Origin of the sequence: Providencia alcalifaciens (assembly GCF_020271745.1) — a bacterium.
Classification (GTDB): Bacteria; Pseudomonadota; Gammaproteobacteria; order Enterobacterales; family Enterobacteriaceae; genus Providencia; species Providencia alcalifaciens_B.
Genome location: NZ_CP084296.1, coordinates 3,428,299 through 3,451,621 on the forward strand (window position 1 = coordinate 3,428,299; position 23,323 = coordinate 3,451,621).

The following is a 23,323-nucleotide window of genomic DNA, read 5'->3' on the forward strand; positions in this document are numbered from 1 at the left end:
AGCGACACATAAATTTAGGAAATTAAACATGGCTAAGGCGAAAAAAGTAACGGAAAGTGTTCTGCGTGAAAGCGCAGAAGTACGCTTTGCGGATGAATTAGAACGATTAACCCAAGCGGATAAAGACAACCCAAAACCACAAGGTTGGCTACGCTCCCCGCGGGCGGTACGTCAATTTATTCTTGGGGATGAAGCACTGCAAATTACCCCTAAATTTTTTGGTGACGATGCGCTGGTTGATCGCGCCATTGTAACTTTACTGGGTAAACAAGGGTTAATGCTGGTGGGGGAGCCGGGTACCGCAAAATCTATGTTGTCCGAGTTATTAGCGGCGGCGATCAGTGGTGACTCCGGTTTAACCATTCAAGGCACAGCGGGTACCACAGAAGATCATATTAAATATTCGTGGAACTACGCGCTGCTATTGGCGGAAGGTCCAACAGAAAAAGCCTTAGTGAGTTCACCGCTCTACCAAGGAATGCAACACGGCAAAATTGTACGTTTTGAAGAGATCACTCGCTGCCCACCTGAAATTCAGGATGTGCTGGTCAGCATGATGTCAGAAAAGCAAATGATGATCCCCGAGATGAAAGATAATGCACGGATCAGCGCCAAATCAGGCTTTAACTTGATTGGGACTGCCAACTTACGTGACCGCGGTGTACATGAAATGTCATCGGCACTTAAGCGTCGATTTAATTTCGAAACGGTCAAACCCATCCAAGATCCGGCATTTGAAATTGAACTGATCAACAAGCAATTGACCGTTGAACTGGGTGAGCTGGACGGCAAAGTGACTGTCCCAACAGATGTGATCGAATTATTAGTCACGACGTTCCAAGAATTACGTTCGGGCAATACCAAAGATGGCGGAAGTATTAAAACCCCAGATGCGGTGATGTCTACGGCGGAAGCGGTTAACATCGCCTATGCCTGTGCATTGGAAGCCCACTATTTGGGGGATGGAACACTGAGTGCAGGCGCTGTCGCGCGTCAGCTGATTGGTGTGGTACTCAAAGATAATGCGGATGATATCAAACGGATGCGTTATTACATTGATAACGTTGCCCGCGAACGTGCGAAACAGAGCGAAGCATGGAAAGCCTTTTTCGATGCATCCCGTGAATTCTGGCAATAATATCCGTTGTCGCAATAATATTCTTCGTCATAGTGTGGTGGTGAATACATCACCACACTGTCCCTATGAGAGACATCATCGGTGAGTTTATCAAACATCACATTGCCAGAACGGCTACAGCAGGCACTTGAACAGTGGAAAACACTGGGGGAGCAACAGCTCTATTTTGCGCCGGTTCGTCACCATAGTCCCGCCTGTGCTTACAGCGTATTGAGCTTAATTGAACAGGTTAAGCCTGACTATGTGCTGATAGAGGGTCCTGACAGTTTTAACCCATTAATTGCGGGTTTATTGGATGGTGATACACGTCCGCCCGTGGCGATTATGGGGCAGACTACCCTGAAAAGTGCGCCTACTGAATCAGATGAAAGTGACGCTGTCACGCGATCGGCGTATTTCCCATTTTGTGAATATTCCCCTGAATGGCAAGCATTACACGTCGGGCAACAGCATCAAGCTCAACTGCGTTTTATCGACTTGCCATGGACTGCGCAGGTGGAACTTGATCTGGCAGGCGAAAGCCAGCATCAAAGCCTGCAACGGGAACGCTACCTTGCTCATAGCTTATTTATTGCTCAGTTAGCGAAAAAGTGTGGGTGCCGTGACCACGATGAACTGTGGGAACATTTGTTTGAGTTGCGCCCGTTAACGTCGGTTGCCAATTGGACCGATTTCTTGCGCGATAGCTTTATTTGGTGTGCCTTGGCACGTTTGGATTACGAGCCGGAAGTATTGGCTTCGGAGGGTTCAATTCAGCGTGAAGTCCATATGCAAGCGCACATTCAAACCATTAAAGCCGCAGAGCCAAACGCGAAAATTGTGGTCGTGACGGGCGGGTTTCATACCTTGGCGCTGATTGAAGGGCTAGGGGATGCGGCGGCACAGCAATTTAAACTCTCTTCAGAGCAACAAAAGCAATTTACGGCTCAGCAAAAGTTGGCAGACCGCGACAGCGCTTGGCTTATCCGTTATAGCTTTGACCGACTCGATGCATTAAATGGTTACGCTTCCGGTATGCCTTCGCCAGCCTTTTATCAAAAAATGTGGGAAGGGATGCTGGCGCAACGCACCGATCAAGTTCAGCAAAAAGTGGTTGCCACGGTGGCTTATCGAAATCAGCTCGGCATTGAGTTTTTGGCTTACGTGGCTGAAGTGTTACGGGAAAAGCAATTTGATGCAGCGCCGGGTTTTTTATCCGTCAAACTCGCCGCAGAACAGAGCCTGAGACTTGCCGCATTTCGTGGGCACACGGGTGCTGGTCGCTATGATTTATTGGATGGGCTGCAAAGTGCGTTTATCAAAGGCAGCTTAGATGAAAGCCAAGATGAACTGTGGCAGCAAATCAAAACCTGTTTTTCTGGTTTTACCTTGGGGCAGATCCCCAAAGGAACCATCACACCGCCATTAGTTTCTGAAACCTATTCACTGGCGAAAGCGTTCCGCTTTAAACTGGACGACACGTTAACCAAAGTCAGCCGCTTAGACGTATATCGTAATAAGCAACACCGCTTGCGCAGCCGTTTTCTGCATCTTTTGAGTTTCTTAGAGATCCACTTCGCCAAACCGCTTTCTGGGCCTAATTTTCTTTCGGGTAACCAGATGGATTTACTGTTTGAAGAGTGGCAATACGCGTGGACGCCAAATGTGGAAGGGGAGCTGATCGCGCTTTCTGAAAAAGGCACCCAATTAAAAACCATTGCACTGAATAAAATTTTAGCGATGGAAAAGCAACTTGAAGAGCAAGGCGTCAGCCGCTCGAGCCAAAGTGCGGTGACATTGCTGATGCAAGCAGCATTGATTGGGCTTCATCAGCGCATTCCAACGTTATTTACGTTATTAGATAGCTATATTCAGCAAGATAGCCAGTTTGAATCATTGGTGGCCTGTGGTCATAAACTGGTACACCTATGGCGCGGGCGTAGCTTCTTTGATCTTGAAGAAGAAACGGGGATCAAACAGCGGATTGATAAAGTACTCTCTCAAGCCTTTTTCTGCTTAGATCAGGTGGCTCAAGGGGATGAACAGCAGCAAGAACACTATTTTAATGCGTTACTGTCTTGCCGTGAATTAATCACCTTTATGCCGGAAATTAACCGCGATACGGATTATTCCGCAGAATTTTATGCACAATTGAGCCGGTTGGATGGGCGACTTAATCACGTGCCGTTGATTAAAGGTGCGGTGGATGCCATTCGTTATCTGGGTGGGCAGATTGATGAATCGGTGCTGACCCAGGAAATTCAGCGAACGTTTAGTTTAGGTAGCGACCCAGAACTGGCTATCGGCTATTTTATCGGCATTATGCGCACCGCACCGGAATTAGTTGTGCGTTTACCCCTATTAATTGAGCTACTCAACGAACTATTGAGTGAGTGGGATGATGGGCGTTTCTTGCAAGTGTTACCGGATCTGCGCTTTGCGTTTAGCCAATTAACCCCGAAACAGAATGCACAAATGGCGCGGGTGGTCGCACAAAAATTATCGATGGATACTCAAGATTTAACTCTCCATCAGACACAATTTAATCAGCAACAATTACTCCAAGCCATGGAATTAGAACAAAAAATTCAGCATCAGCTTGAAAATCAAGGGTTAACCGAGTGGTTTGAACTGCAACATGAGGGGCTATCTCATGGATAAACAGCCAGAAGACACGCAATTAACCGAAGAGCAGCTTCAATTAGCGAAACGCTGGCGCCTTATTTTAGGTCAATATGCGGATGGTGCATTGGGACAGGCGGCGCTAAATGGCGATGAGCTTAAAATCGAGCGGTCATTGGATTTTTTATATCGTCGTGAATATCAGCGTCGTGGTTTACGCCAAGAAGGCGGTCGCCATGGCTCGTTAGATGCTTCCCAATTGACGGCGGTGAACTGGTTGAATCAAGCCCGTAAATTGTTCCCAAACAGCACCTTTGAGCGAATGCAGTCACAGGCATTAGAGCGTTATGAAATCAGTAGCTTACTAAAAAGTCCGCAAGCCTTGAATGCGATGGAGCCCACCAAAGCTTTAGCCAAATCCTTATTAAGTTTGCGCGGTAAAATGAGCGAAGAGACGCGGGATGCGGTGAAGAATATTATTCGCAAAGTGGTGGATGATATTTTAAGCCAGATGCGAAACCAATTTCGTCAAGCGTTAACAGGGCGTCGTAACCGTTTTAAGCGATCGCTGCTCCCCAATAGCCGTAATTTCGATTGGCGAGCTACGATTGCTGCGAATCTAAAGAATTATGATCAACAAAATCAGCGCTTAGTAATTAAAACCCCGTATTTTAACTCCCGCCAGCAACAGCATTTACCGTGGGATGTGATTTTGTGCGTTGACCAAAGTGGATCGATGGCGAGTTCGATTATGTATGCGGCGGTGTGCGCCAGTATTTTAGCGGCATTACCGACGGTACGAGTCTCTTTGGTGGTATTTGATACCCAAGTGGTGGATCTCAGTCATTTAGCTCACGATCCGGTGGAAGTATTAATGACAGTACAGCTCGGCGGTGGGACGGATATCGCCAAAGCGATGCATTATTGCGAGAGTTTGATCCGCAACCCGAAACGCACGGTGATTTCCCTGATCAGCGACTTTGAAGAAGGCGGGGCGTTGAATAACCTGCTTAATTGCACGGAGCGTTTGAATAGCCAGCAAGTGAAATTGTTGGGACTCGCCGCTTTAGATGATGATGCATTGCCGGTTTATGATACAGAGATTGCCCAGAAGCTGGCGGATCGCGGTATGAGTGTGGCGGCGTTAACCCCGGAGCATTTTGCTCACTGGCTGGCTGAGGTGATGCAATGAGTTGGAAAACCGTTTATTTACATTATGATGACGACGCATTAGCCATATTTGCCAACGTCGGATTGCTGCGCCGCGCCCGTAAGGATCTGGAAAGTGGTAAAGTTTCTCCGGTTTGTTTAGCGGATGGAACTTTTACCAGTGACGGTCAGCAAGTCACGTTAGATCCTCAAGGGGTGCAAAAAGCCAGCTGCGACTGTTCGGCCTCGGGTTGCTGCAAACATATTCTGGCTGCGGTGCTTTGGGTACAAACAAACAGCGATGAACAATCGATTGATTCTACAGAAGATAGTTTGGAATCTGTCGATATTGAACCACTATTACCCGAGCTGCTGGCATTCGATGTTCCCGCATTAATCAAGCAAAACAGTAAGCCAGATTGCCGCTTGGCAGTGAAGATCTTGCAGGATTGGCAAGATCATGCAGTGATCTTGGACGACCAATCGAATCAGTTGAAAATAACTATCCCTCATTATGATGAGCCAATTATCTATATTCGGGGTAATGGCTTTCAAGGAATGCTGTCTTCATTACCGGAGAAGCAGCAAAAAGCCCTCCATTTGGCGGCGATCGCTAAGGTATTTCTTCAGCATAACCAGCCGTGGAATTGGCCTGACGATCTCATGCCTAACCGCGAGGTTACGTTAGCATTAAGTGACGATGAGCAAGTAGTCATTGCGACTATCCAGCGTTTTATTCACGATATGCTGCGTCAGGGGCTTTCCCATATAAGTCAAAGCAGCGCTGCGCAATTGCATTTATTGAATATGTCGGCGCGTGCGGAAGGTTTGCCTCGCTTGGCGAACTATTTAAAGCGTTTAAGCTATCAAGTGAAATTATTAGCCCAGCGCCATTTCACGATGGATGAAGGGCAAGTTTTGCGGTTTATCGCGCAGATCAGTGGCTATCTTTACCAATTAACCCACGCCAACGACGATAAAATTGCGCAATTGCGCGCTTTTGGTCGTCGCCAATATGATAGTAAAACGGACATTCTCTCTTTGATCCCAATTAATGCCGAATGGTGGCAAACCCAAAGTGGCGCTATTGGGGGAACGTTTAGTTTTTGGGATAACCAAGAGAAAAAAGTGGTGCAGTGTAGCCAAGCGCGCGCCAATACCCTCGACCCGAATTTCACCCGTCACAGTGTCTGGCAAACGTTAGCCATTTGGAAGCAGACGGCAGATAACCTGATGCGCAGCGGCTTTGAACTGCATAATCCGCGCTTATCCGATGAAGGTAAACTTGCGGTTAGCGGCGATAGTTATGCCGTCAGTAACAGTGCAGTTAGCCAAGCGCCGCACATTTCATTCGATGATTACCAAGCATTGAAAAGTGAGCTGGGGTTTAAGGATTGGAAAGCAGCTACGGCCTATTTCAATGCGCTCACCGATGATACCCAGTTTGAGCCTGTTGTGCTGCATATCGATAGCTACGAACCGCTACATTGGAATGAAATCGAGCAGTGCGTCAGTTGGGCGGTGCTGGATGGGAACCAGAATCGGGCATTTTTGCGATTAAATTGGCAAGGCACAGAAAATCACAAAATTGAAGAACTGCGTTTTATCACTCAGAAAGGTTGGGAAATTAGTGCGGTATCTGTTCAAGTCAGCGAGTCTCAGCAGCAATTACAGCTTACGCCGAAAACCCTTTGGTTGAAAAAAGAGCAGGGTATCGAGCTATTCTACCTCGATTTTGAATCGGTACCTCGGAAAAAACAGTCATCCAAGTTTATGACGTCGATTGCCGAATATATGGCGAAAAAGCAGCAAGACCGCACGGCATTTGCGCCAGTGCCAACACTGGCACAGCAGATTACCCGTCCAATCTTGGCGGTATTGGAAACACAAAGCTGCACGGGGCGTGCGCAGTTATCAGCAAGTCAAATTGACGAGTTAAACTTTGTGGTCAGTACATTGCAGGATTTGGGGATGTTGTGGTTTGCCAAGCAACTGGCGCATTATTTAAAACAGGAAAGTTTAAAACGGGAAAATCAAACCGCCGAAAATTTATTGCGCTTGGTGTATCTTTGCGATCAATTTGAGCGTTCGCAAAAATTGATGCCTTTTGAGCTGAATAGCTAATTTAGCCCGTAAAAACAGAGAGGGGAAAAGGAATTCCCCTCTAAAAGTTTCATGATTCTAAATGACCTAGAAACGTTCGTAATAGCTGATTCAACGCTTGCTGCTCTTCATTCGACAGTGACGCCACCAAACGGGATTGATTTTCGGTATGGGCGGTGACCACTTGGTTAATTATATCTAACCCTTCAGTTGTTAAACTCACCAAAAAACCGCGCCCATCATCCGGGTTCACATGACGCGCGACATAACCGGCTTTCTCGAGCTGATCGATACGGTTGGTCATGGTGCCCGATGTCACCATCAAGGTGGAGAGCATCTCACTGGGAGATAGTGTGTAGGGGGAACCTGCACGGCGCAAAGTGGCAAGCACGTCAAAACTTGATCGGTTTAGACCAAATTGGGCAAATACCTTTTCCATTTCACGGGTCAGGTGATGGGCAACGTTGCCTAAGCGACCAATCAGCCCCATGGCGCTGATATCAAGATCGGGGCGTTCACGTTCCCACTGTTGAGTGATTTTATCGATTCTATCCATCGGCAAATCATACAATAATCTATCTTGACGTCAAGGTAGTTTGAATTTATCTTGACCTCAAGATAAATCAACGTGAGCGTATACATGAATAGATATTGGGTTCTGTTTTTAACGGCATTAGCACCGATTGTATGGGGAAGTACCTACTTGGTGACGACGGAAATGCTGCCTACGGGTATGCCGTTGACGTTAGCCATGCTCCGCGCCTTACCCGCAGGATTGTTACTTTTACTATTTTTACGCAAATTACCTCAGGGGATTTGGTGGGGACGGGTACTGATTCTCGGCATTTTAAATTTCTCGTTATTTTGGTGGCTATTGTTTATCTCCGCATACCGTTTACCGGGTGGCGTGGCGGCAACGGTGGGGGCGATTCAACCGCTGATAGTGTTATTCCTTAGCCGTTGGCTATTAAGCAGCCCGCTATCGAGTATTTCGATATTTGCCGCACTGAGCGGGATTTTCGGGGTGGCTATTTTATTATTGACGCCAAGTGCCGCGTTAGATTTAACCGGGATTATTGCAGGTTTAGCTGGGGCATTTTCTATGGCAGCAGGAACGGTATTGAGCCGTCGCTGGCAGCCACCCGTTTCAGCATTAACCTTTACCTCGTGGCAATTAACCGCAGGTGGATTAGTCTTACTGCCGTTTGCGCTGTTACTTGAACCTGCGTTACCTTCCTTGAGTGTGTTAAATATCGCGGGGCTGAGTTATTTAACCTTGATTGGTGGCGCACTGACGTATGCATTATGGTTCAGAGGCCTCGCTATATTAGGGCCAGGTTCGGTAGCATCACTCGGTTTTTTAAGCCCGATGAGTGCGGTTATTCTCGGGTGGCTATGGCTTGACCAGCAGCTGAGTCCGTTACAGTTGCTCGGCATGTTGGTGATTTTACTCAGCGTTTGGGGGAGCCAAAAAGCAGAGCGTAAATTGGCATTGAAAAGGCAGCAACAAGCCGTTTAAATATCAAGGGTACTTCTAGGTGCCCATTTTTAATGCGTGGTGGCTATATGTGTGGGTGTGGTGACTATGTTATTTCCTGATGAAGAAAATACGATTGAGATTGCGCCAGACGCTTACCTCCTTAAGGGCTTTTTGCTTGGGCAAGGGGAGCCGCTATTGGCTGCATTGTTTGAGGTGATTGCTCAAGCGCCTTTGCGTCATATGCAAACCCCTGGCGGGTACGCCATGTCTGTGGCGATGACCAATTGCGGTGATTGGGGCTGGGTGACGGATAATAAAGGCTACCGATATTCCTCTGTAGACCCGATGACTCAGCAGCCATGGCCCATTATGCCCGCATTATTTCAACAGCTGGCGATAAATGCGGCTGAAAAAGCGGGATTCTCTCACTTTGTTCCTGATGCCTGCCTCATTAACCGCTATGGTGTGGGGGCTAAAATGTCGCTACATCAAGATAAAGATGAAGCGGATTTTTCCCAGCCGATTGTCTCTTTTTCATTAGGGTTGCCGACTATTTTTGATTTTGGTGGCGAGATGCGAGAACATCCGCGCCAAACAATTCTGTTGGAGCATGGTGATGTTTTGGTGTGGGGCGGACGTTCGCGGCTCTATTACCACGGAGTACGTCAAATTAAATCAGGTGTTCATCCTCAGCTTGGGGCTTATCGTTTTAATCTGACCTTCAGGCGTTCGCAATCAATAATATAATGCCAATGTGAGCATCTAAAAAATATCATTGAATATTGAATGAGATACGCATATAACTGTTGGCCTGTTTTTAATACAACATGACTTAACGGTAGGTCGCCAATGTACAGTTTTATTAATGATTATAATGAAATAGCGCATCCAGCAGTAATGGAAGAACTCAACAGTTTGGCGGGCAAGCGCTTTGAAGGGTATGGTACCGATACGTTATGTGCCAGTGTCGCTGAGCAAATTAAACAGCGCATTGGACGCCCAGATGCAGATATCCATTTCTTTAATGGTGGCACGATCACTAATTTAACGACTATTTCCCATGTATTAAGACCTCATCAGGCGGCTATCGCGGTAGATTCAGGGCATATCGCGGTACATGAAACGGGGGCGATTGAAGCCACAGGGCATAAAGTTTTCACCGTTCCTTCCGCATCAGGTAAGTTAACCCCAGCGCTGATTGAACACGTTTTAGCACATCATACCGATGAGCACTGCGTACAGCCCAAATTGGTGTATATCAGCAACTCGACAGAGATTGGTACGGTATACCGTAAAGACGAACTGATTGCGCTGCGCAAAGTGTGTGATGAGCATGGTTTATGGCTGTTTATGGATGGTGCGCGTTTAGCCTCCGGCTTAATGTCCCATGCGAGCGACGTAACGATTGAAGATATCGCTCAGTTGACGGATATTTTTTATATCGGTGGCACTAAGATAGGTGCATTAACCGGTGAAATCCTGGTAATTTTAAACCCAAGCTTAAAATCTGATTTTCGCTTTAGCATCAAGCAAAAAGGGGGATTGCAGGCAAAAGGTTGGTTATTAGCGGCACAATTTAAAGCTTTGTTTGAAGATGACCTTTATTTCAAATTGGGTAAGCATCTCAATGATATGGCGATGCATTTAGCGGCATTCTTTACTCAGCAAGGTTTTGAGTTCTTAGCACCAGTTGAATCAAACCAAGTGTTTGTGGTGCTACCGGATGATTTAGCGAAAAAGTTATTAGAACATTACGTATTAAGTAGCATGCCTGCGCCAGAAGCAGGTAAAACCTGCGTGCGCCTGTGTACTTCATGGTCCACAAGCGAACAAGATGTTGAAAAATTTATTAGCGTATTTAAGTCACTGCGTTAATTGAGCCACGGGTAAGCCCACTATGTGGACTTTGGGCTTACCTTCGTTATCTGGGATTTATTTAGCAGGGGCTTTTAATCCATTCAGTAACACATCAATGCTAGCAATACTCTGTTTTAACCGCATTTCACTTTTATCTTGTGCTATCCAGTACGCTGCTTCGGATAACCCCCCATTCAGTAATGCTGCGAGGGCGCGAGGCTCTACGTTGGCAATAACATTATCTTCTACCAGCTTGGCGATGATTTTTTCAATGGCATCCGCACATTGTAAGTTAGATTTTGTGATGGCTTCCCCTAACACCGCTTTGGCATCGCGTAAGATCACTTGCTGATATTCAGGTTCGAGTGCCATTTCTAAATAGGCGTGACAGCGTTGTTGAAAGCTTGACCACAGATCATCGCTGTTGTCCGTAATTGTCTGTAAACGTTGGTTCATTTCAGCATCAATCTGTTCGACAACCGCCAAGAATAACCCCTGTTTGCCCCCAAAGTGGTGGTATAGCGCACCGCGAGTCAGTTCAACACTGGCCGTTAAATCATCCATTGATGTTTCTGCATAACCTAAACGGCAGAAGAAATCCCGTGCTGTCGCCAGTAATAGGGCGCGAGTTTGTTCCATTTGGGCTTGTGTTCGTCTTGCCATAAAACCTCTTACATACATTGTGTATGATTATTTACATTCACCTCGTATCAATATATCATTTTTATACATACGCACCGTATATATATTTAATTTTTATTATGGAGAGACTGCATGCTAAGCCGATACCAACAACTTTTTCACGCTTCAGGAAGCATCCAATTTGCCTTAGCAGGGCTTTTGGCTCGTTTAGCGTTACCCATGATGGGCATAGGAATTATTACCCTGTTGTCCATGCTGCAAGGTAGTTATGCACTGGCAGGCGGTGTGTCGGCGACGTTTGTTCTGACATACGCCTTATTATCGCCGCAGGTTTCTCGCTGGGTGGATAGCCATGGTCAGTTTCGCGTATTGCCGTTAGTGACTTTTATTAGTGTTCTGGGCATGGGGCTGATCGTGATGTCAACGTGGTTAGAGCTTTCTTATATTTGGTTATTTTTAGGGGCGTTTCTGTCGGGCTTTATGCCGAGTATGTCGGCGATGATCCGCGCGAGATGGACGCAAATCTATAAAAGGGATCCGCTACTACAAACTGCGTATTCATTGGAAACCGTACTCGATGATTTAACATTTATTGTAGGGCCTCCCTTATCCGTCGGACTGACCGTGGCACTGTTTCCACAAGCGGGAATTATGATTGCGGGTATTTTATTATTGTTGGGCGTTTTACTTTTAGTTTCTCAACGTAAAACGGAGCCTACCTTAGTCGATAGGCACCAGATGATGAGCACGAAGGCGTCTATTCTGCGCCTGCCAAGTTTGCAACTGTTGATTATTCTGATGATTTCGCTGGGTGTGATTGTGGGAACCGTTGATATTCTGAGTGTGACGCTGGCACAGATGCAAGGACAGCCGGCGATGGCGAGTTTAGTGTTATCGCTGTATGCCATTGGTTCTTGTGTGATGGGGGTGCTATTTGGCGGAATGCGTTTATCAATGCCTTTGCCGCGTATGTTACTAATCAGTGGTGTTCTGACATTGCTGTCGATTATTCCGTTGCTTTGGGTTGGGGGAATTTGGTCACTGGCGATGGTAATGTTTATATCAGGGTTATTTTTTGCACCAACGATGATTATCGGTATGTCGCTGGTGGAGAATATTGTTCCCGATCACCGTTTAACGGAAGGGATGACATGGCTGCTAGCGGGACTGAATATTGGCGTGGCATTCGGGGCGATGCTTTCAGGTAAAATGGTGGATGAGCTCGGAATTTATGCAGGATATTGGGTTGCTATTGCTGGCGGTATTTTGGTGGTGCTGTGCTCACTCGTGAGTTACGGGTTATTGACGCGACAAGAAACGGCAGTTTGTTCCTCTTAAAAGACTGCGTCATGCTATTATGCTCACCATTAATTTTTTAAAGATGAAATAGATAGGTTATATGTCAATGATGGTGATTTGGGTGGATGCGGATGCATGCCCTAAAGTGATTAAAGAAGTGCTATATCGCGCAGCAGATAGAGAAAAAGTGCAAATTACATTTGTGGCGAACCAGCGTTTATCGGTTCCTCCTTCTTTATTTTTAAAAACGCTGCAAGTTCCCGCAGGGTTTGATGTTGCAGATAATGAGATTGTTTTACGCGCTCAAGCAGGCGATTTAGTGATTACTGCCGATATTCCGTTAGCGGCGGAAGTGATGGAAAAGGGCGCGGTAGCGTTGAATCCTCGAGGTGAGCGTTACAGTGAAGCTACTATCCGTGAACGTCTGACCATTAGAGATTTTATGGATACGATGCGAGCTAGCGGCGTGCAAACAGGGGGGCCTGCTAGCTTAAACCAACGTGATCGCCAACAATTTGCAAATGAATTGGATAAGTGGCTGCTGCAACGTCGAAAATCGTTGGGATAGTGTTTTTAGTTCGTTCACATACGGTGGATTTTCAATAACCTGACGTAGGTTGCACCACGAAGGGTTATCCCTGTCTATAATAAAAAATCCTCCGTTAATGTGAGACACCATGATGGATCCACTACACAGCATTCTGATTACGTTGTTTTTGTTTGTTTTGACCTTTTTTAACCCCGGTGCCAACTTATTTACGGTGGTTCAGACGACATTAAGTTCAGGTAAAAAAGCCGGATTAACTTGTGGTTTTGGGGTTGTTCTGGGGGATGCGATTTATTCAGGATTAGGGCTATTTGGGCTGGTGGCATTAATGACCCAGTTTGAGTCGCTATTTTCTCTGATTAAGATTTTGGGTGGATTATATTTATTGTATTACGCGATCAGTGTCTTTCGAAATAAAACGCAACTGTCTCTTGCCACCGGAAAAAATACAGAAAATTTTCCAACAGGTGTTTATTTTCGTCGAGGGTTAATTGCTGACTTATCTAACCCTCAAACCGTTCTATTTTTCATGAGTATTTTCTCTACTACGATTTCATCTTCGACACCATTATGGACTAAACTTTTGATTTGGCTAGGAATCGTGGTGGTTTCTCTAATTTGGCGTATTATCTTATGCCAGACATTTTCATTATCTTCGGTAAGACGCACTTATTCCCGTATCCATAAAGTGATAGGCAAAGTAGTCGGATTGGTTTTAGGCGGGTTAGCGTCTAAATTAATTTACCAAGGTATCACTGAGATTGCCTTTAAAAAATAAGTCTCGATGAAAGGGTTATTAATGGGAATAACTGCATTGTATTTGGTGGCTGTTCTGACATGAATAGCGGTAATATTCCCACTGTTCAAAAGCCGCTTCAAAGGCAATAGCGATCTATTTTGGGATGTCAGTTCCGGGTGCTGTTTGATATTGGGTTCACTGTTTTTCGTGGGCGAGTTATTGCGTTAAACAGACTTAAAATGGTCAATAAGGTGACGCTGTCACCTTATTTTGATATTGAAGAACATGTATAACATTATTCAGCGGTGGACTGCACCCACTCAGTGACTTCTTCAAATGTTCCTTTGAAAACAATTCGATCCTGTTTTTTGCTCAACTGATAGCGGTACATCGGGTCATAATATTCATGAAGAAGTGGTGTAAGCCATGAGAAATGAACGTCTGTTTTTTTCGTTTTACGTTGAGCAATCAGCGCATCATCAAGGAGCTTAGTTAGCTCGATTGCTCGCTGGGAACCTAAACGTTTACGGATGGCATGCAGACCATGGTGTAGGTATTCACTGTAGGCATTCCAACCATGTTCTTCACCAAATGCAGCAAGAAAATCGTGAGTCATTCGGTCAAAATATTCCTCTTTTAACCTTTCCATCCGGCGCTCAATTGGGTCTTCAACCACCGCAATTGTTGCTGTTTCCATTGCTTGGCGTAGTGAATCGGGAAGGCTGTTCACGCCAATGGCTCGTCCTTCATCTTCAAGTACCCAGCGATTATGATTAGGGGATTTTTTTAACATGGAAACCGCTAAATGATTTTCAAAGGTGGCCTGAGAAAATTGGGCTTCTAAGGTACGACCAAAGGAGGAGCCACGATGATGAGCAATACCTTCTAGGTCAATACTATCTTCAAGGCTTTGAACTAATAGCGTTTTGCCATTTCCGGTGCAACCACCAATTAATATTACTGGGCGCTGAGCGAGTTCGTTAATGGCATCAATGGCTGTTTGGCGTAAATTTTTATAACCCCCATTAATAAGCGGATATTCGATACCCGCTTCTTTTAACCATTGTTGAGCTATATGGGAACGCATTCCGCCACGCGCACAGCAGAGATAACCTTCAGGGTGTTGTTGACAGGCAGTTTTCCACGCATTAATCCGGTTTTCACGTAATTCACCAGAGACTAATTGATGACCCATTTCGACGGCTTTATCGGAACCTTTCTGTTTATAACAGGTTCCAACGGCGGTACGTTCATCGTCATTCATTAAGGGTAAATTGAGTGCAGATGGCATTGAACCTTGTTGAAATTCAATAGGTGCACGAACATCGATGATTGGAGTGTCAGAAGCAAGGATCTGGCGAATTTCAGGTGTGGAGAGCGCTAATTCCATAATAAATAAAATGATTCATATCAATTCGGATTTCGATAAAGGCTACTATACTCCTAAATAGGGATGATGGCACCTTATCTGGGACGAAAAGAGAACGGAGTGCTATATTGGAAGGCGTCTTTCAACTTTCGAAGGAGTAATGACATGAAAACCCTAACACTGCAAGAGATGACTGAAACGCAAAGAATGCGGGTGAGGCAACGGCTGGCTCAAGAACGTAAAAGTTTAGGGCGCGAGTTGACCAATTCAGAAGAAAGCAAAGTCAAAAAATTGATCATTACCGAAATCTCGGCAGAAGTTGAAAAAGAGGCCAAAGCCTTGAGAACCCAGAAGAAAAAAGAGCGTGTAACAGGAAGCAATGCGACCTATAACTGGTCATCTAATAACCATACTCGCGGTTATCGCTAACGAAATTTTCGCATAAAATTCAACATCGACACCACAAAGCACCTACTTACTAGGTGCTTTTTTTATGCTATGAAAAAACGCAGTGTTTTGATTATTACAAGCGTATACTGATTATTAGCATCCTTATAATTGCAATTTAAATAATGTCAGTGAGCTGTAATAGGAGTCTGATCATGACAGAAAAACACGAACCGTTTGGCACTTTACTTGGCTACGCCCCCGGTGGTGTTGCAATTTACTCTTCCAATTACAGTTCCATTCCCGATCTAGGTGAACGGGACGATATCTCATTTCGCAGTTACATCCATAATGAATACATGGGATATAAATGGCAATGCGTTGAATTTGCTCGTCGTTTTCTCTATCTCAATTATGGTGTGGTATTCACAGATGTTGGCATGGCGTATGAGATTTTTGCATTACGTTTCTTGCGTCATGTAGTGGATGACAGCATCTTGCCATTACGCGCGTATCAAAATGGCGGCCAAATGAAACCTACCGCAGGAAGTTTACTGATTTGGGCTGAAGGGGGGGAATTTGAGCGTACAGGGCATGTTGCGATTATTACCCAAGTTCTTGATAACAAAGTTCGAATTGTTGAACAAAATGTTTTACATCATAAACTCCCTGCGGGTCAGCAGTGGACTCGAGAGCTACCGTTAAACACCGATAATGGAAGTTATACGTTGTCTGATACATTCACCGATACCACGATCCTCGGTTGGATGATACAAACGGATAATAGTCAGTACGCCTATAAAGAACCTGAAATTAATCCGCAATTGATGGAACTGCACGCGACTCAGTTAGATAGCCAAGTCAACTTCAATCAAAGCTGGTTAGATGAATCTAACCCGATTGAATTAGCCTATGTGAAAGCTAACCATGGGCATAAACTGAATGCCAACCCTCACGAATATTTCACGATTTCCAGTACTGCCGAAAATCAGCTAATGCAGGCAACAAATGAAGTTCATTTGATGTATTTGCATGCGACTGAAAAAGTCCTTAAAGATGACAACTTACTGAAACTTTTCAATATCCCCGAAATTCTCTGGCCGCGTTTGCGTTTATCATGGCAAAACCGCCGTCATGATATGGTGACGGGGCGCCTTGATTTTTGTATGGATCATCGAGGATTGAAAGTTTATGAATACAATGCAGATTCAGCGTCTTGCCATACTGAAACAGGGTTAATTATTGATAAATGGTCAAAAGTAGGCAATATCACCGCGGGCTGGAATCCTGGTGAACGACTGCAAGAATTACTTACGGATACATGGATACACACCACGGCAAAACCGTTTATTCACATCATGCAAGATAAGGATAGCGAAGAGGATTATCACGCTCTGTTTATGGCTCAATCCATTAAAGCAGCGGGATTTGAGTGTAAAATTATCCATGGTTTGGATGAGTTAGTCTGGAATGAAACGGGTCAAGTGGTGGATGGTGAAGGGCGGGTGCTTCAATGTGTATGGAAAACATGGGCATGGGAAACTGCTCTGGAGCAGTTACGCCAAGAGAGTGAAAGTGACCTTTCTGGTTTACCTATCCGAACCGGTCATCCACATCATAATGATGTCCGGCTGATTGATGTGCTGTTGCGTCCAGAAATTCGTGTTTTTGAACCGTTATGGACGGTGATCCCCGGTAATAAATCAATTCTGCCGATTCTATGGTCACTGTTCCCGCATCATCCATATTTATTGGATACGGATTTTGAGATTAACGATGAGCTACGCCAAACAGGGTATGCCGTGAAGCCTATTGCGGGGCGCTGTGGTAATAATATTGGGCTGGTTGATCATCAAGACGATATTCTGGATGAAACTTGTGGGCAATTTGCCCATCAAGAGAATGTTTATCAGCAATTATGGTGTTTACCGAAAGTAGCAGAACGTTATATTCAGGTCTGTACATTTACGGTGGGTGGGCATTATGGTGGTGCATGTTTACGTTCTGATCCTTCTTTAGTCATTAAGAAGGACAGCGATATAGAACCGCTTTGGGTGCTTGACGACGATGACTACCTAAAACAAAACCAATAAAAATAATAATAAAAGTAAAGAAATGGCGCTATCTTGAATACTGAAGATAGCGCCACTTTCGAGATATAGATTAGAACTGGTACACTAAGCCTAGGCCTAAGACATTATCCGTATTGATGTTGTGATCACGAGTAAACTCATTTTTATTCAATAAGTTAATTTTGTAATCAACGACAGCGGACATATTGTTGTTGAACTCATAAGCGGCGCCAACAGCCAGGTATTTCACTAAATCTTTGCTGCCATATTCGCCAAGATCTTTCCCTTTAGATTGGTTATAACCAATTGAAGGGGTCAAACCGAAATCTAAGGTATAAGTTGCAACAACTTCTAAGTTTTCTGTTTTATTGGCAACAGCTTCGGCATCATCTTCTCCGTAGCGAGTCGCATTCAGTGCTTGACCATACATAGCTGCGATGTAAAGGTCTTCCCACTCAAATTTACCCCCGACGTTCCACACTTGCGCGCGTTCGCCTTTTGCACCAATAGCGCCATCACGTTGGCTTGGTGTACGACTTGAGTTTGCATAGCTGCCTCCTAAGGTGACGCCGTAACCTAATTCATAAGCGGTGGATAAACCATAACCATCACCGTTATTTTTCAGTGCATCTTCACCAGAGGATTTGTTGTGATCGCCGTTTTTACCTTGGTATTGCAGGGCGAAGCTTAAGCCATCAACATAACCGAACATATTATTGTTACGATAAGTCAACAAATTACGGTTGCGTCCCATCATGAAGTTATCTTCTTGATCCATAGTGTCTGCGCCCCAAAGTGGGAGAACATCAGTCCATGCATTGATATCGTAGTTCACACCATAATTGCGTCCGTAATCCAATGAACCAAAATCAGCAAATTTTAAACCAGCATAAGCTAAACGGTTTTGGTTTTCATGGTCACTTTCTGATTTATTGGTTGGAGTTTCCCATTCAAAACGGCCATAACCTGTGAGTTGATCGTTGATTTGCGTATCACCACGGAACCCTAAACGAACGCGTGAATCATCACCATCTTCACCACTTTTTGAGTCGGCAATATAGTGGCGAACATCAATTTGTCCATAGACATCAAATTTGTTGCCGTCCTTGTTATAAACTTCTGCCGCATTAGCTGTGCTTGCGACTGCCAGAGTTGTGATAAGTGTTGCTAATTTATTGTATTTCATATGAAAACCCTTTAAACCACATATAAATAAGTTGATTTTGTGTATGCATGGGAAATAAACCGCATATATTATCAATGGAAGAGGATAATTTAGGCAATAAATAATTAAATGAGAATCATTCAATAAGCAGATTCCACTGAACGAAATATAATTACTCGTAAATTATTTTGTAAAACTGCTATTTGGGGAGTGCAGATGGAGGAAGGGGATTTCAGGATTATCGTATAGTGAATTAGAGTGGCAACATTTAGAATACGTGCTATGCCAGATGATCATAGAAGGATAATCGCTTATGCCATGGACGTTTTCTCATCCTGCTGTTGTTTTTCCTATTAAGCATTCATTTTTGGGTAAATGGCTAAGTTTACCGGCGATGATCCTTGGAAGTTTAAGTCCAGATTTATTATATTCGTTTGGCTTATATCGATTAGCATCAGAAGCCCACCATATTGTGGGATGGTTATCTATTGGGCTACCACTTTGTTTTCTTATTTATGCCATTATTCTTGAGCTGGCTTCGCCATTATCAACCGTCATACCGTTTGTGATTAAAAAAAAGCAGGGTTGGTCTATCCGCAGTATTTGTATTCTTGCAACATCTTTCTTTATTGGCGCATTAACGCACATTGTTTGGGATTCTTTTACTCACGATACGGGCACGATGGTGCGGTCATGGTCATTTTTGCAATTCAATTTATCCATGACTGATAAACAAGAAATTGCTATCTATAAAATTTTACAACATTCAGGTTCATTATTAGGTTTGCTCTATTTAAGTTATCAATATTGGCGATATCATCGAAAACAACCAAAAATACAGCAGCACATTGATAACCAAAAACTCAAAAAAATAATGGAGATAGGTGTTGTTTCCGCGCTATTCGCACTGCCTATTGCCTATTACCTCACACCGAAATCACCCAGTTTTCATTTTAACCGTTTCGTTTATTTAGAACTTACCGTGATGGTGCCATTTTTCTTTGGCGGTTTGATTATTTATGGGATGTGGGTAAATTTCTATCAGCGCGGTAAACAGTCTTAAATATCCCCGGCTATCAATATTTATCTGAAATTAGCTGTCGATTTGTCTGTTTTATCCATACTACGACGAAGCCATAGCATCACGGAAAAAATAGTTACGCCAACAATAAATCCAATCATATTGGTCACTTGCCAACCGACAAAATAAAAAACAATACCCGCTAATCTAGACCTTAGTTATTTGTTTTGTATGGGATATCGGACCACATAAAAAAACCGTTTTAAAAATCAGATAATTTTTGATACAGGATCCTGAATATCAGGATGGTTGAGAGAGCAAAAGTTAGAATGCTCAGAAAGATGACAATACTGGAAATAGCTGCTAAATTATCTATTCATATATCTATTCATTTATTTATTCACTAGGCGGTTAATATCATGACTAATCGATCTGAGATGATACGTCAATTGCTCCGTAACGGGCCAACAACAGCAAGGCAACTAATTGATATAATGAATGTTAGTCAGCCAACGTTGTCTCGGGCGCTAAAAGCATTAGGTGACGATATTGTCCGGATTGGTGCTGCATCCTCTATTCAATATGCATTGCGTGATACGTTTCGAGGGTTTAATTCTGCTCCTATTTATCGAATCACAGAAGAGGGTACATTACGATCTCTAGGTCAGTTGATTCCGGTTTATCCCGATGGATTTGTTATGGAGCAGGTTGATGGCGTCTGCCTTCATAGTGATGGTTTACCATGGTGGCTATTTGATATGCGACCACAAGGGTACCTTGGTCGAGCTTATGCATCCGCCTATTCAACGCAACTTGGAATATCGCCAAATCCAGATCGCTGGTCAGACTCCGATATTATAAGAGCCTTGCTCGCTCATGGGCATGATGCAGTAGGAAACTTATTAATTGGGGAACAGGCAAGAAACCAATTTCTGGAAATGCAGGCACCAACTCCCGTTGATCGAGCCACTGTGTATCCTACATTAGCACGAGCAGTAAGCTCTGGAGAGGCTCCAGGATCATCCGCAGGTGGTGAGCAACCTAAGTTTTGTACCTACACTGAACGGGGTCATGTCATCGTAAAATTTACGGCGCAAGATGATAACCCAATCAGTGAACGTTGGCGTGATTTGTTACAGGCGGAGCACCTTGCTTTAAAGGTACTTGGAGTAGAAACAGAGGTATTTGATTTTGAAGGACAACGCTTCCTTGAAATTCCTCGCTTCGATCGCGTTGGGTTACTCGGTCGTCGAGGGCTTTTTTCTTTACAAGCTCTGGATGCAGAATTTGTGGGGAGGGCAAGGGAGCCTTGGCCTGTATTGGTCAATGAATTAGTTAAGCAAAAACATGTACATCCCGATGCTATCATCCGTACAGCACGGCTTTGGGCATTTGGTATGCTCATCGGTAATACCGATATGCATCATGGTAATTTATCGTTTATTAGTAGTCATGGTCGTCCATACCATCTTGCGCCGGCTTACGATATCCTGCCTATGGGGTTTGCGCCTAAGTCGGGGGGGGAAATCGTCAATACCCTTAGACCAGTGACCTTACTTGAGGGGATCAGTGGAGAAACTTGGCGGGAAGCGTTGGAGTTAGCCGAGACGTTTTTTGCTTTAGCCAATGATTGTCACTGTTTTTCTGAAAACTTTGCTTTATGCTTACAAGCGTTACGCCGTCACATTGATGAGGCTAGTTCTCGGATATCACGCCTTGCTGGTGAGTTATGATGCTGAAACTTATTCTAAGCATGGGCTATAAACATTTTCGGAGCAGTTATGCGTTTTGATATGGTTGATTTACGTTTATTTGTAAATACCCATAAAGCTGGGAGTATTACAGCGGGGGCCAATTTATCTAATTTAAGCTTACAATCAGCCAGTGAACGTATTCGGGGCATGGAAAGTGAGCTTGGTGTTTTATTATTGACGCGCTCTTCGTCGGGAATAAGGCTGACAAATGCAGGGATAGCATTATTAAATCACGCCAATCAGGTGCTATTGCAAATTGACCATATGCGCAGTGAATTGCGTCAATACAGCCAAGGTTTACGAGGGTATATTGATCTATTATGCAATTCTTCGGCACAAGCCGGTTTTCTTCCCAAAAAATTAGCGGACTATCTGCAAAAATACGCGAATATTAGCGTTGGGATCCGTGAAATGCCAAGTGAAAAAATCATCAATAGCCTTAATAATCAAATGGCAAACTTAGGCATTGTTGCAAATCCGTCGTCATTGTATGACTTAGAATTTAAATATTTATGTGATGACCATTTGGTTATTTTCGCACCACCATCCAATGATTTGAATGATCACAGCATCTCTTCATTAAACCAGATTGGCAGCTATGATTTTATTGGACTTTCTCAAGGTAATGCATTGCAGGATTATATTGACAGTCATGCACTGAGCGAAGGAATTTCACTTAATTACAGAATGCGTTTAGCAACGATGGACGCGGTGATGCAATTAGTGAGTGAGGGGCTTGGCTATGCCATTTTACCGCAACAAGTCATACTGAGGTTTATCGGAATATATCCAGGAAATATCATTCCTTTATCTGACGAATGGGCAAAACGCAAACTGTACATTTGCGCCCGAAGATTTGATGAATTACCGAGTTATATGGATGAGTTTGTTAAGTTTTTACTTGAATAACATGTAAATGCCTAAAGCGATCAACCCTAAGAAAAAACAGCGTCTAAATATTTTTTCACTGATTAAATTTCTGCAATATTGACCAATATACATACCAATAATTGCGGGAATAAGTGCGATTGAAGATGTGTAATAATCTATAGTCTCTCTATTATTCTCCCTGAATAATAAGATGGCCAATGCAATTGTTGAAGTGGTAAATGCAAGACCTAATGTTTGTATTAGTTCATTTTTATTAAGTTTTAGCGATTGTAAATAAGGAACAGCAGGGATCACAAAAACCCCCGTGGCTGCGGTAATAACTCCAGTGATATAACCAATTAGTGGGGATAACCACCGTTCATTTTTACCCGATGTTGACGATTTCGGGAGGAACATGGCCACTAATCCATAGATGATTAATATCAGACCCAATGCAGGAAATACCCACTCTGATGCAGAGCTCAGTTTTGGTAATGGGCTATAAATGGTGCCAATAAATATAGCGATAATAAATAAGTAAAATCGTCGAATTAAGTTTAAAAACTTACCACCGGCCATAAGCTGCCATATATTGGTGACAAAAGATGGAATAATCAGAATGCTTGCCGCAACAGCAGGTTCCATGAGCGTTGTTAACAAACCCATTGATAATGTTGGCAAGCCTAGTCCAATAACTCCTTTAACAAATCCCGCCAAAAGGAAGATCAATAAAATTAACGTCATATAGGGTTTACCTTTGAATTGATAAGTATTACTTAAAGGGTAATCAATTCAATAAAAACAACCTATATGGATTATTTTTAGGGGGACTTCGGAAAATACAGAGAACGATTTTCAGCAAGTTACAGCTATTCAAGTTAGTGCGGATTTTCTTGTACATGCTGAAAAACAAGAGTGATTGTTCAGACATGCCGGTTATAGAAAAATCACCATCAGTGAAAAAGGGCATAGGGTGCTTGCTAAATACGTTGATATCCGTTGGCTGGTCAGTATAGTCTAGTTTTATCGCTTAATATCGTATTTAACATAATATGCATTATGCGAACCAAGGCTGTAGAGGCTCAATGCTAATGTCTATTCCTGGCTCAATCTAAATGTCTGCACTATAT

Annotated in this window: 20 protein-coding genes; 15 read left to right on the forward strand and 5 right to left on the reverse strand. The window is 43.9% G+C overall.

Annotated features, from left to right (window positions below):
* The first annotated feature begins 28 nt into the window (after window positions 1-28).
* The 4 genes from LDO51_RS15785 (at window position 29) to LDO51_RS15800 (ending at window position 7,012) form a co-directional block, all read left to right on the forward strand.
* Window positions 29-1,138, forward strand: coding sequence for an ATP-binding protein (locus LDO51_RS15785; RefSeq protein ID WP_225575333.1), 1,110 nt, complete (start codon window positions 29-31; stop codon window positions 1,136-1,138).
* An 81-nt stretch (window positions 1,139-1,219) separates the two neighbouring features.
* The gene (locus LDO51_RS15790; RefSeq protein WP_225575334.1) at window positions 1,220-3,778 is read left to right on the forward strand and encodes a DUF5682 family protein; all 2,559 of its coding nucleotides are present in this window, start codon (window positions 1,220-1,222) and stop codon (window positions 3,776-3,778) included.
* Window positions 3,771-4,931: a VWA domain-containing protein gene (locus LDO51_RS15795; protein WP_225575335.1), complete on the forward strand. Its 1,161-nt coding sequence runs from the start codon at window positions 3,771-3,773 to the stop codon at window positions 4,929-4,931. The genes LDO51_RS15790 and LDO51_RS15795 overlap by 8 nt, the downstream gene beginning before the upstream one ends.
* Window positions 4,928-7,012 (forward strand): SWIM zinc finger family protein, encoded by a 2,085-nt coding sequence (locus tag LDO51_RS15800; RefSeq protein WP_225575336.1) that lies wholly within the window; start codon window positions 4,928-4,930, stop codon window positions 7,010-7,012. Before LDO51_RS15795 ends, LDO51_RS15800 begins: the two co-directional genes overlap by 4 nt.
* A gap of 49 nt (window positions 7,013-7,061) precedes the next feature.
* Here the strand turns inward: LDO51_RS15800 and LDO51_RS15805 are convergent, their stop codons facing one another.
* A complete protein-coding gene (locus tag LDO51_RS15805) occupies window positions 7,062-7,547 on the reverse strand; it encodes a MarR family winged helix-turn-helix transcriptional regulator (RefSeq protein ID WP_225575337.1) in 486 nt (161 codons plus the stop codon).
* A gap of 84 nt (window positions 7,548-7,631) precedes the next feature.
* On the opposite strand from LDO51_RS15805, the gene LDO51_RS15810 reads away from it, so the two are divergent.
* The 3 genes from LDO51_RS15810 to LDO51_RS15820 all read left to right on the forward strand — a co-directional run bounded on the left by LDO51_RS15810 (window position 7,632) and on the right by LDO51_RS15820 (window position 10,346).
* Window positions 7,632-8,510 (forward strand): EamA family transporter, encoded by an 879-nt coding sequence (locus LDO51_RS15810; RefSeq protein ID WP_225575338.1) that lies wholly within the window; start codon window positions 7,632-7,634, stop codon window positions 8,508-8,510.
* A gap of 66 nt (window positions 8,511-8,576) precedes the next feature.
* Window positions 8,577-9,218, forward strand: coding sequence for a DNA oxidative demethylase AlkB (alkB, locus tag LDO51_RS15815; protein WP_225575339.1), 642 nt, complete (start codon window positions 8,577-8,579; stop codon window positions 9,216-9,218).
* 102 nt (window positions 9,219-9,320) lie between these two features.
* A complete protein-coding gene (locus LDO51_RS15820; protein WP_225575340.1) occupies window positions 9,321-10,346 on the forward strand; it encodes a threonine aldolase family protein in 1,026 nt (341 codons plus the stop codon).
* 57 nt (window positions 10,347-10,403) lie between these two features.
* Here LDO51_RS15820 and LDO51_RS15825 read toward each other — a convergent pair whose 3' ends face one another.
* The gene (locus LDO51_RS15825) at window positions 10,404-10,991 is read right to left on the reverse strand and encodes a TetR/AcrR family transcriptional regulator (RefSeq protein ID WP_225575341.1); all 588 of its coding nucleotides are present in this window, start codon (window positions 10,989-10,991) and stop codon (window positions 10,404-10,406) included.
* A gap of 111 nt (window positions 10,992-11,102) precedes the next feature.
* On the opposite strand from LDO51_RS15825, the gene LDO51_RS15830 reads away from it, so the two are divergent.
* From LDO51_RS15830 to LDO51_RS15840, 3 genes are all read left to right on the forward strand, one after another.
* The gene (locus LDO51_RS15830) at window positions 11,103-12,308 is read left to right on the forward strand and encodes an MFS transporter (protein ID WP_225575342.1); all 1,206 of its coding nucleotides are present in this window, start codon (window positions 11,103-11,105) and stop codon (window positions 12,306-12,308) included.
* Window positions 12,309-12,378: 70 nt separating this feature from the next.
* Complete coding sequence (locus LDO51_RS15835) at window positions 12,379-12,837, forward strand: YaiI/YqxD family protein (protein ID WP_154603793.1); 459 nt, start codon at window positions 12,379-12,381, stop codon at window positions 12,835-12,837.
* Window positions 12,838-12,949: 112 nt separating this feature from the next.
* The gene (locus LDO51_RS15840) at window positions 12,950-13,594 is read left to right on the forward strand and encodes a homoserine/threonine efflux transporter (protein WP_225577291.1); all 645 of its coding nucleotides are present in this window, start codon (window positions 12,950-12,952) and stop codon (window positions 13,592-13,594) included.
* A gap of 256 nt (window positions 13,595-13,850) precedes the next feature.
* Here the strand turns inward: LDO51_RS15840 and mnmH are convergent, their stop codons facing one another.
* Window positions 13,851-14,945, reverse strand: coding sequence for a tRNA 2-selenouridine(34) synthase MnmH (gene mnmH, locus LDO51_RS15845; protein ID WP_225575343.1), 1,095 nt, complete (start codon window positions 14,943-14,945; stop codon window positions 13,851-13,853).
* A gap of 144 nt (window positions 14,946-15,089) precedes the next feature.
* Between mnmH and LDO51_RS15850 the strand changes: the two genes are divergently transcribed.
* Together LDO51_RS15850 and gss are read left to right on the forward strand one after the other, a co-directional pair.
* Entirely contained in the window at window positions 15,090-15,353 is a 264-nt protein-coding gene (locus tag LDO51_RS15850; RefSeq protein WP_132495964.1) for a DUF3811 domain-containing protein, read from the forward strand.
* A gap of 173 nt (window positions 15,354-15,526) precedes the next feature.
* Window positions 15,527-17,404, forward strand: coding sequence for a bifunctional glutathionylspermidine amidase/synthase (gene gss, locus LDO51_RS15855; RefSeq protein ID WP_225575344.1), 1,878 nt, complete (start codon window positions 15,527-15,529; stop codon window positions 17,402-17,404).
* 70 nt (window positions 17,405-17,474) lie between these two features.
* Here gss and LDO51_RS15860 read toward each other — a convergent pair whose 3' ends face one another.
* The gene (locus LDO51_RS15860) at window positions 17,475-18,569 is read right to left on the reverse strand and encodes a porin (protein ID WP_225575345.1); all 1,095 of its coding nucleotides are present in this window, start codon (window positions 18,567-18,569) and stop codon (window positions 17,475-17,477) included.
* Window positions 18,570-18,861: 292 nt separating this feature from the next.
* On the opposite strand from LDO51_RS15860, the gene LDO51_RS15865 reads away from it, so the two are divergent.
* From LDO51_RS15865 to LDO51_RS15875, 3 genes are all read left to right on the forward strand, one after another.
* Complete coding sequence (locus tag LDO51_RS15865; RefSeq protein WP_225575346.1) at window positions 18,862-19,611, forward strand: DUF4184 family protein; 750 nt, start codon at window positions 18,862-18,864, stop codon at window positions 19,609-19,611.
* A gap of 377 nt (window positions 19,612-19,988) precedes the next feature.
* Window positions 19,989-21,302 (forward strand): type II toxin-antitoxin system HipA family toxin YjjJ, encoded by a 1,314-nt coding sequence (yjjJ, locus tag LDO51_RS15870; RefSeq protein WP_225575347.1) that lies wholly within the window; start codon window positions 19,989-19,991, stop codon window positions 21,300-21,302.
* A gap of 48 nt (window positions 21,303-21,350) precedes the next feature.
* Window positions 21,351-22,232, forward strand: a complete 882-nt coding sequence (locus LDO51_RS15875; protein ID WP_225575348.1) for a LysR family transcriptional regulator — start codon at window positions 21,351-21,353, stop codon at window positions 22,230-22,232.
* Here LDO51_RS15875 and LDO51_RS15880 read toward each other — a convergent pair.
* A complete protein-coding gene (locus LDO51_RS15880; RefSeq protein ID WP_225575349.1) occupies window positions 22,221-22,937 on the reverse strand; it encodes a sulfite exporter TauE/SafE family protein in 717 nt (238 codons plus the stop codon). The genes LDO51_RS15875 and LDO51_RS15880 overlap by 12 nt on opposite strands.
* Between the last annotated feature and the right edge of the window lie 386 nt (window positions 22,938-23,323).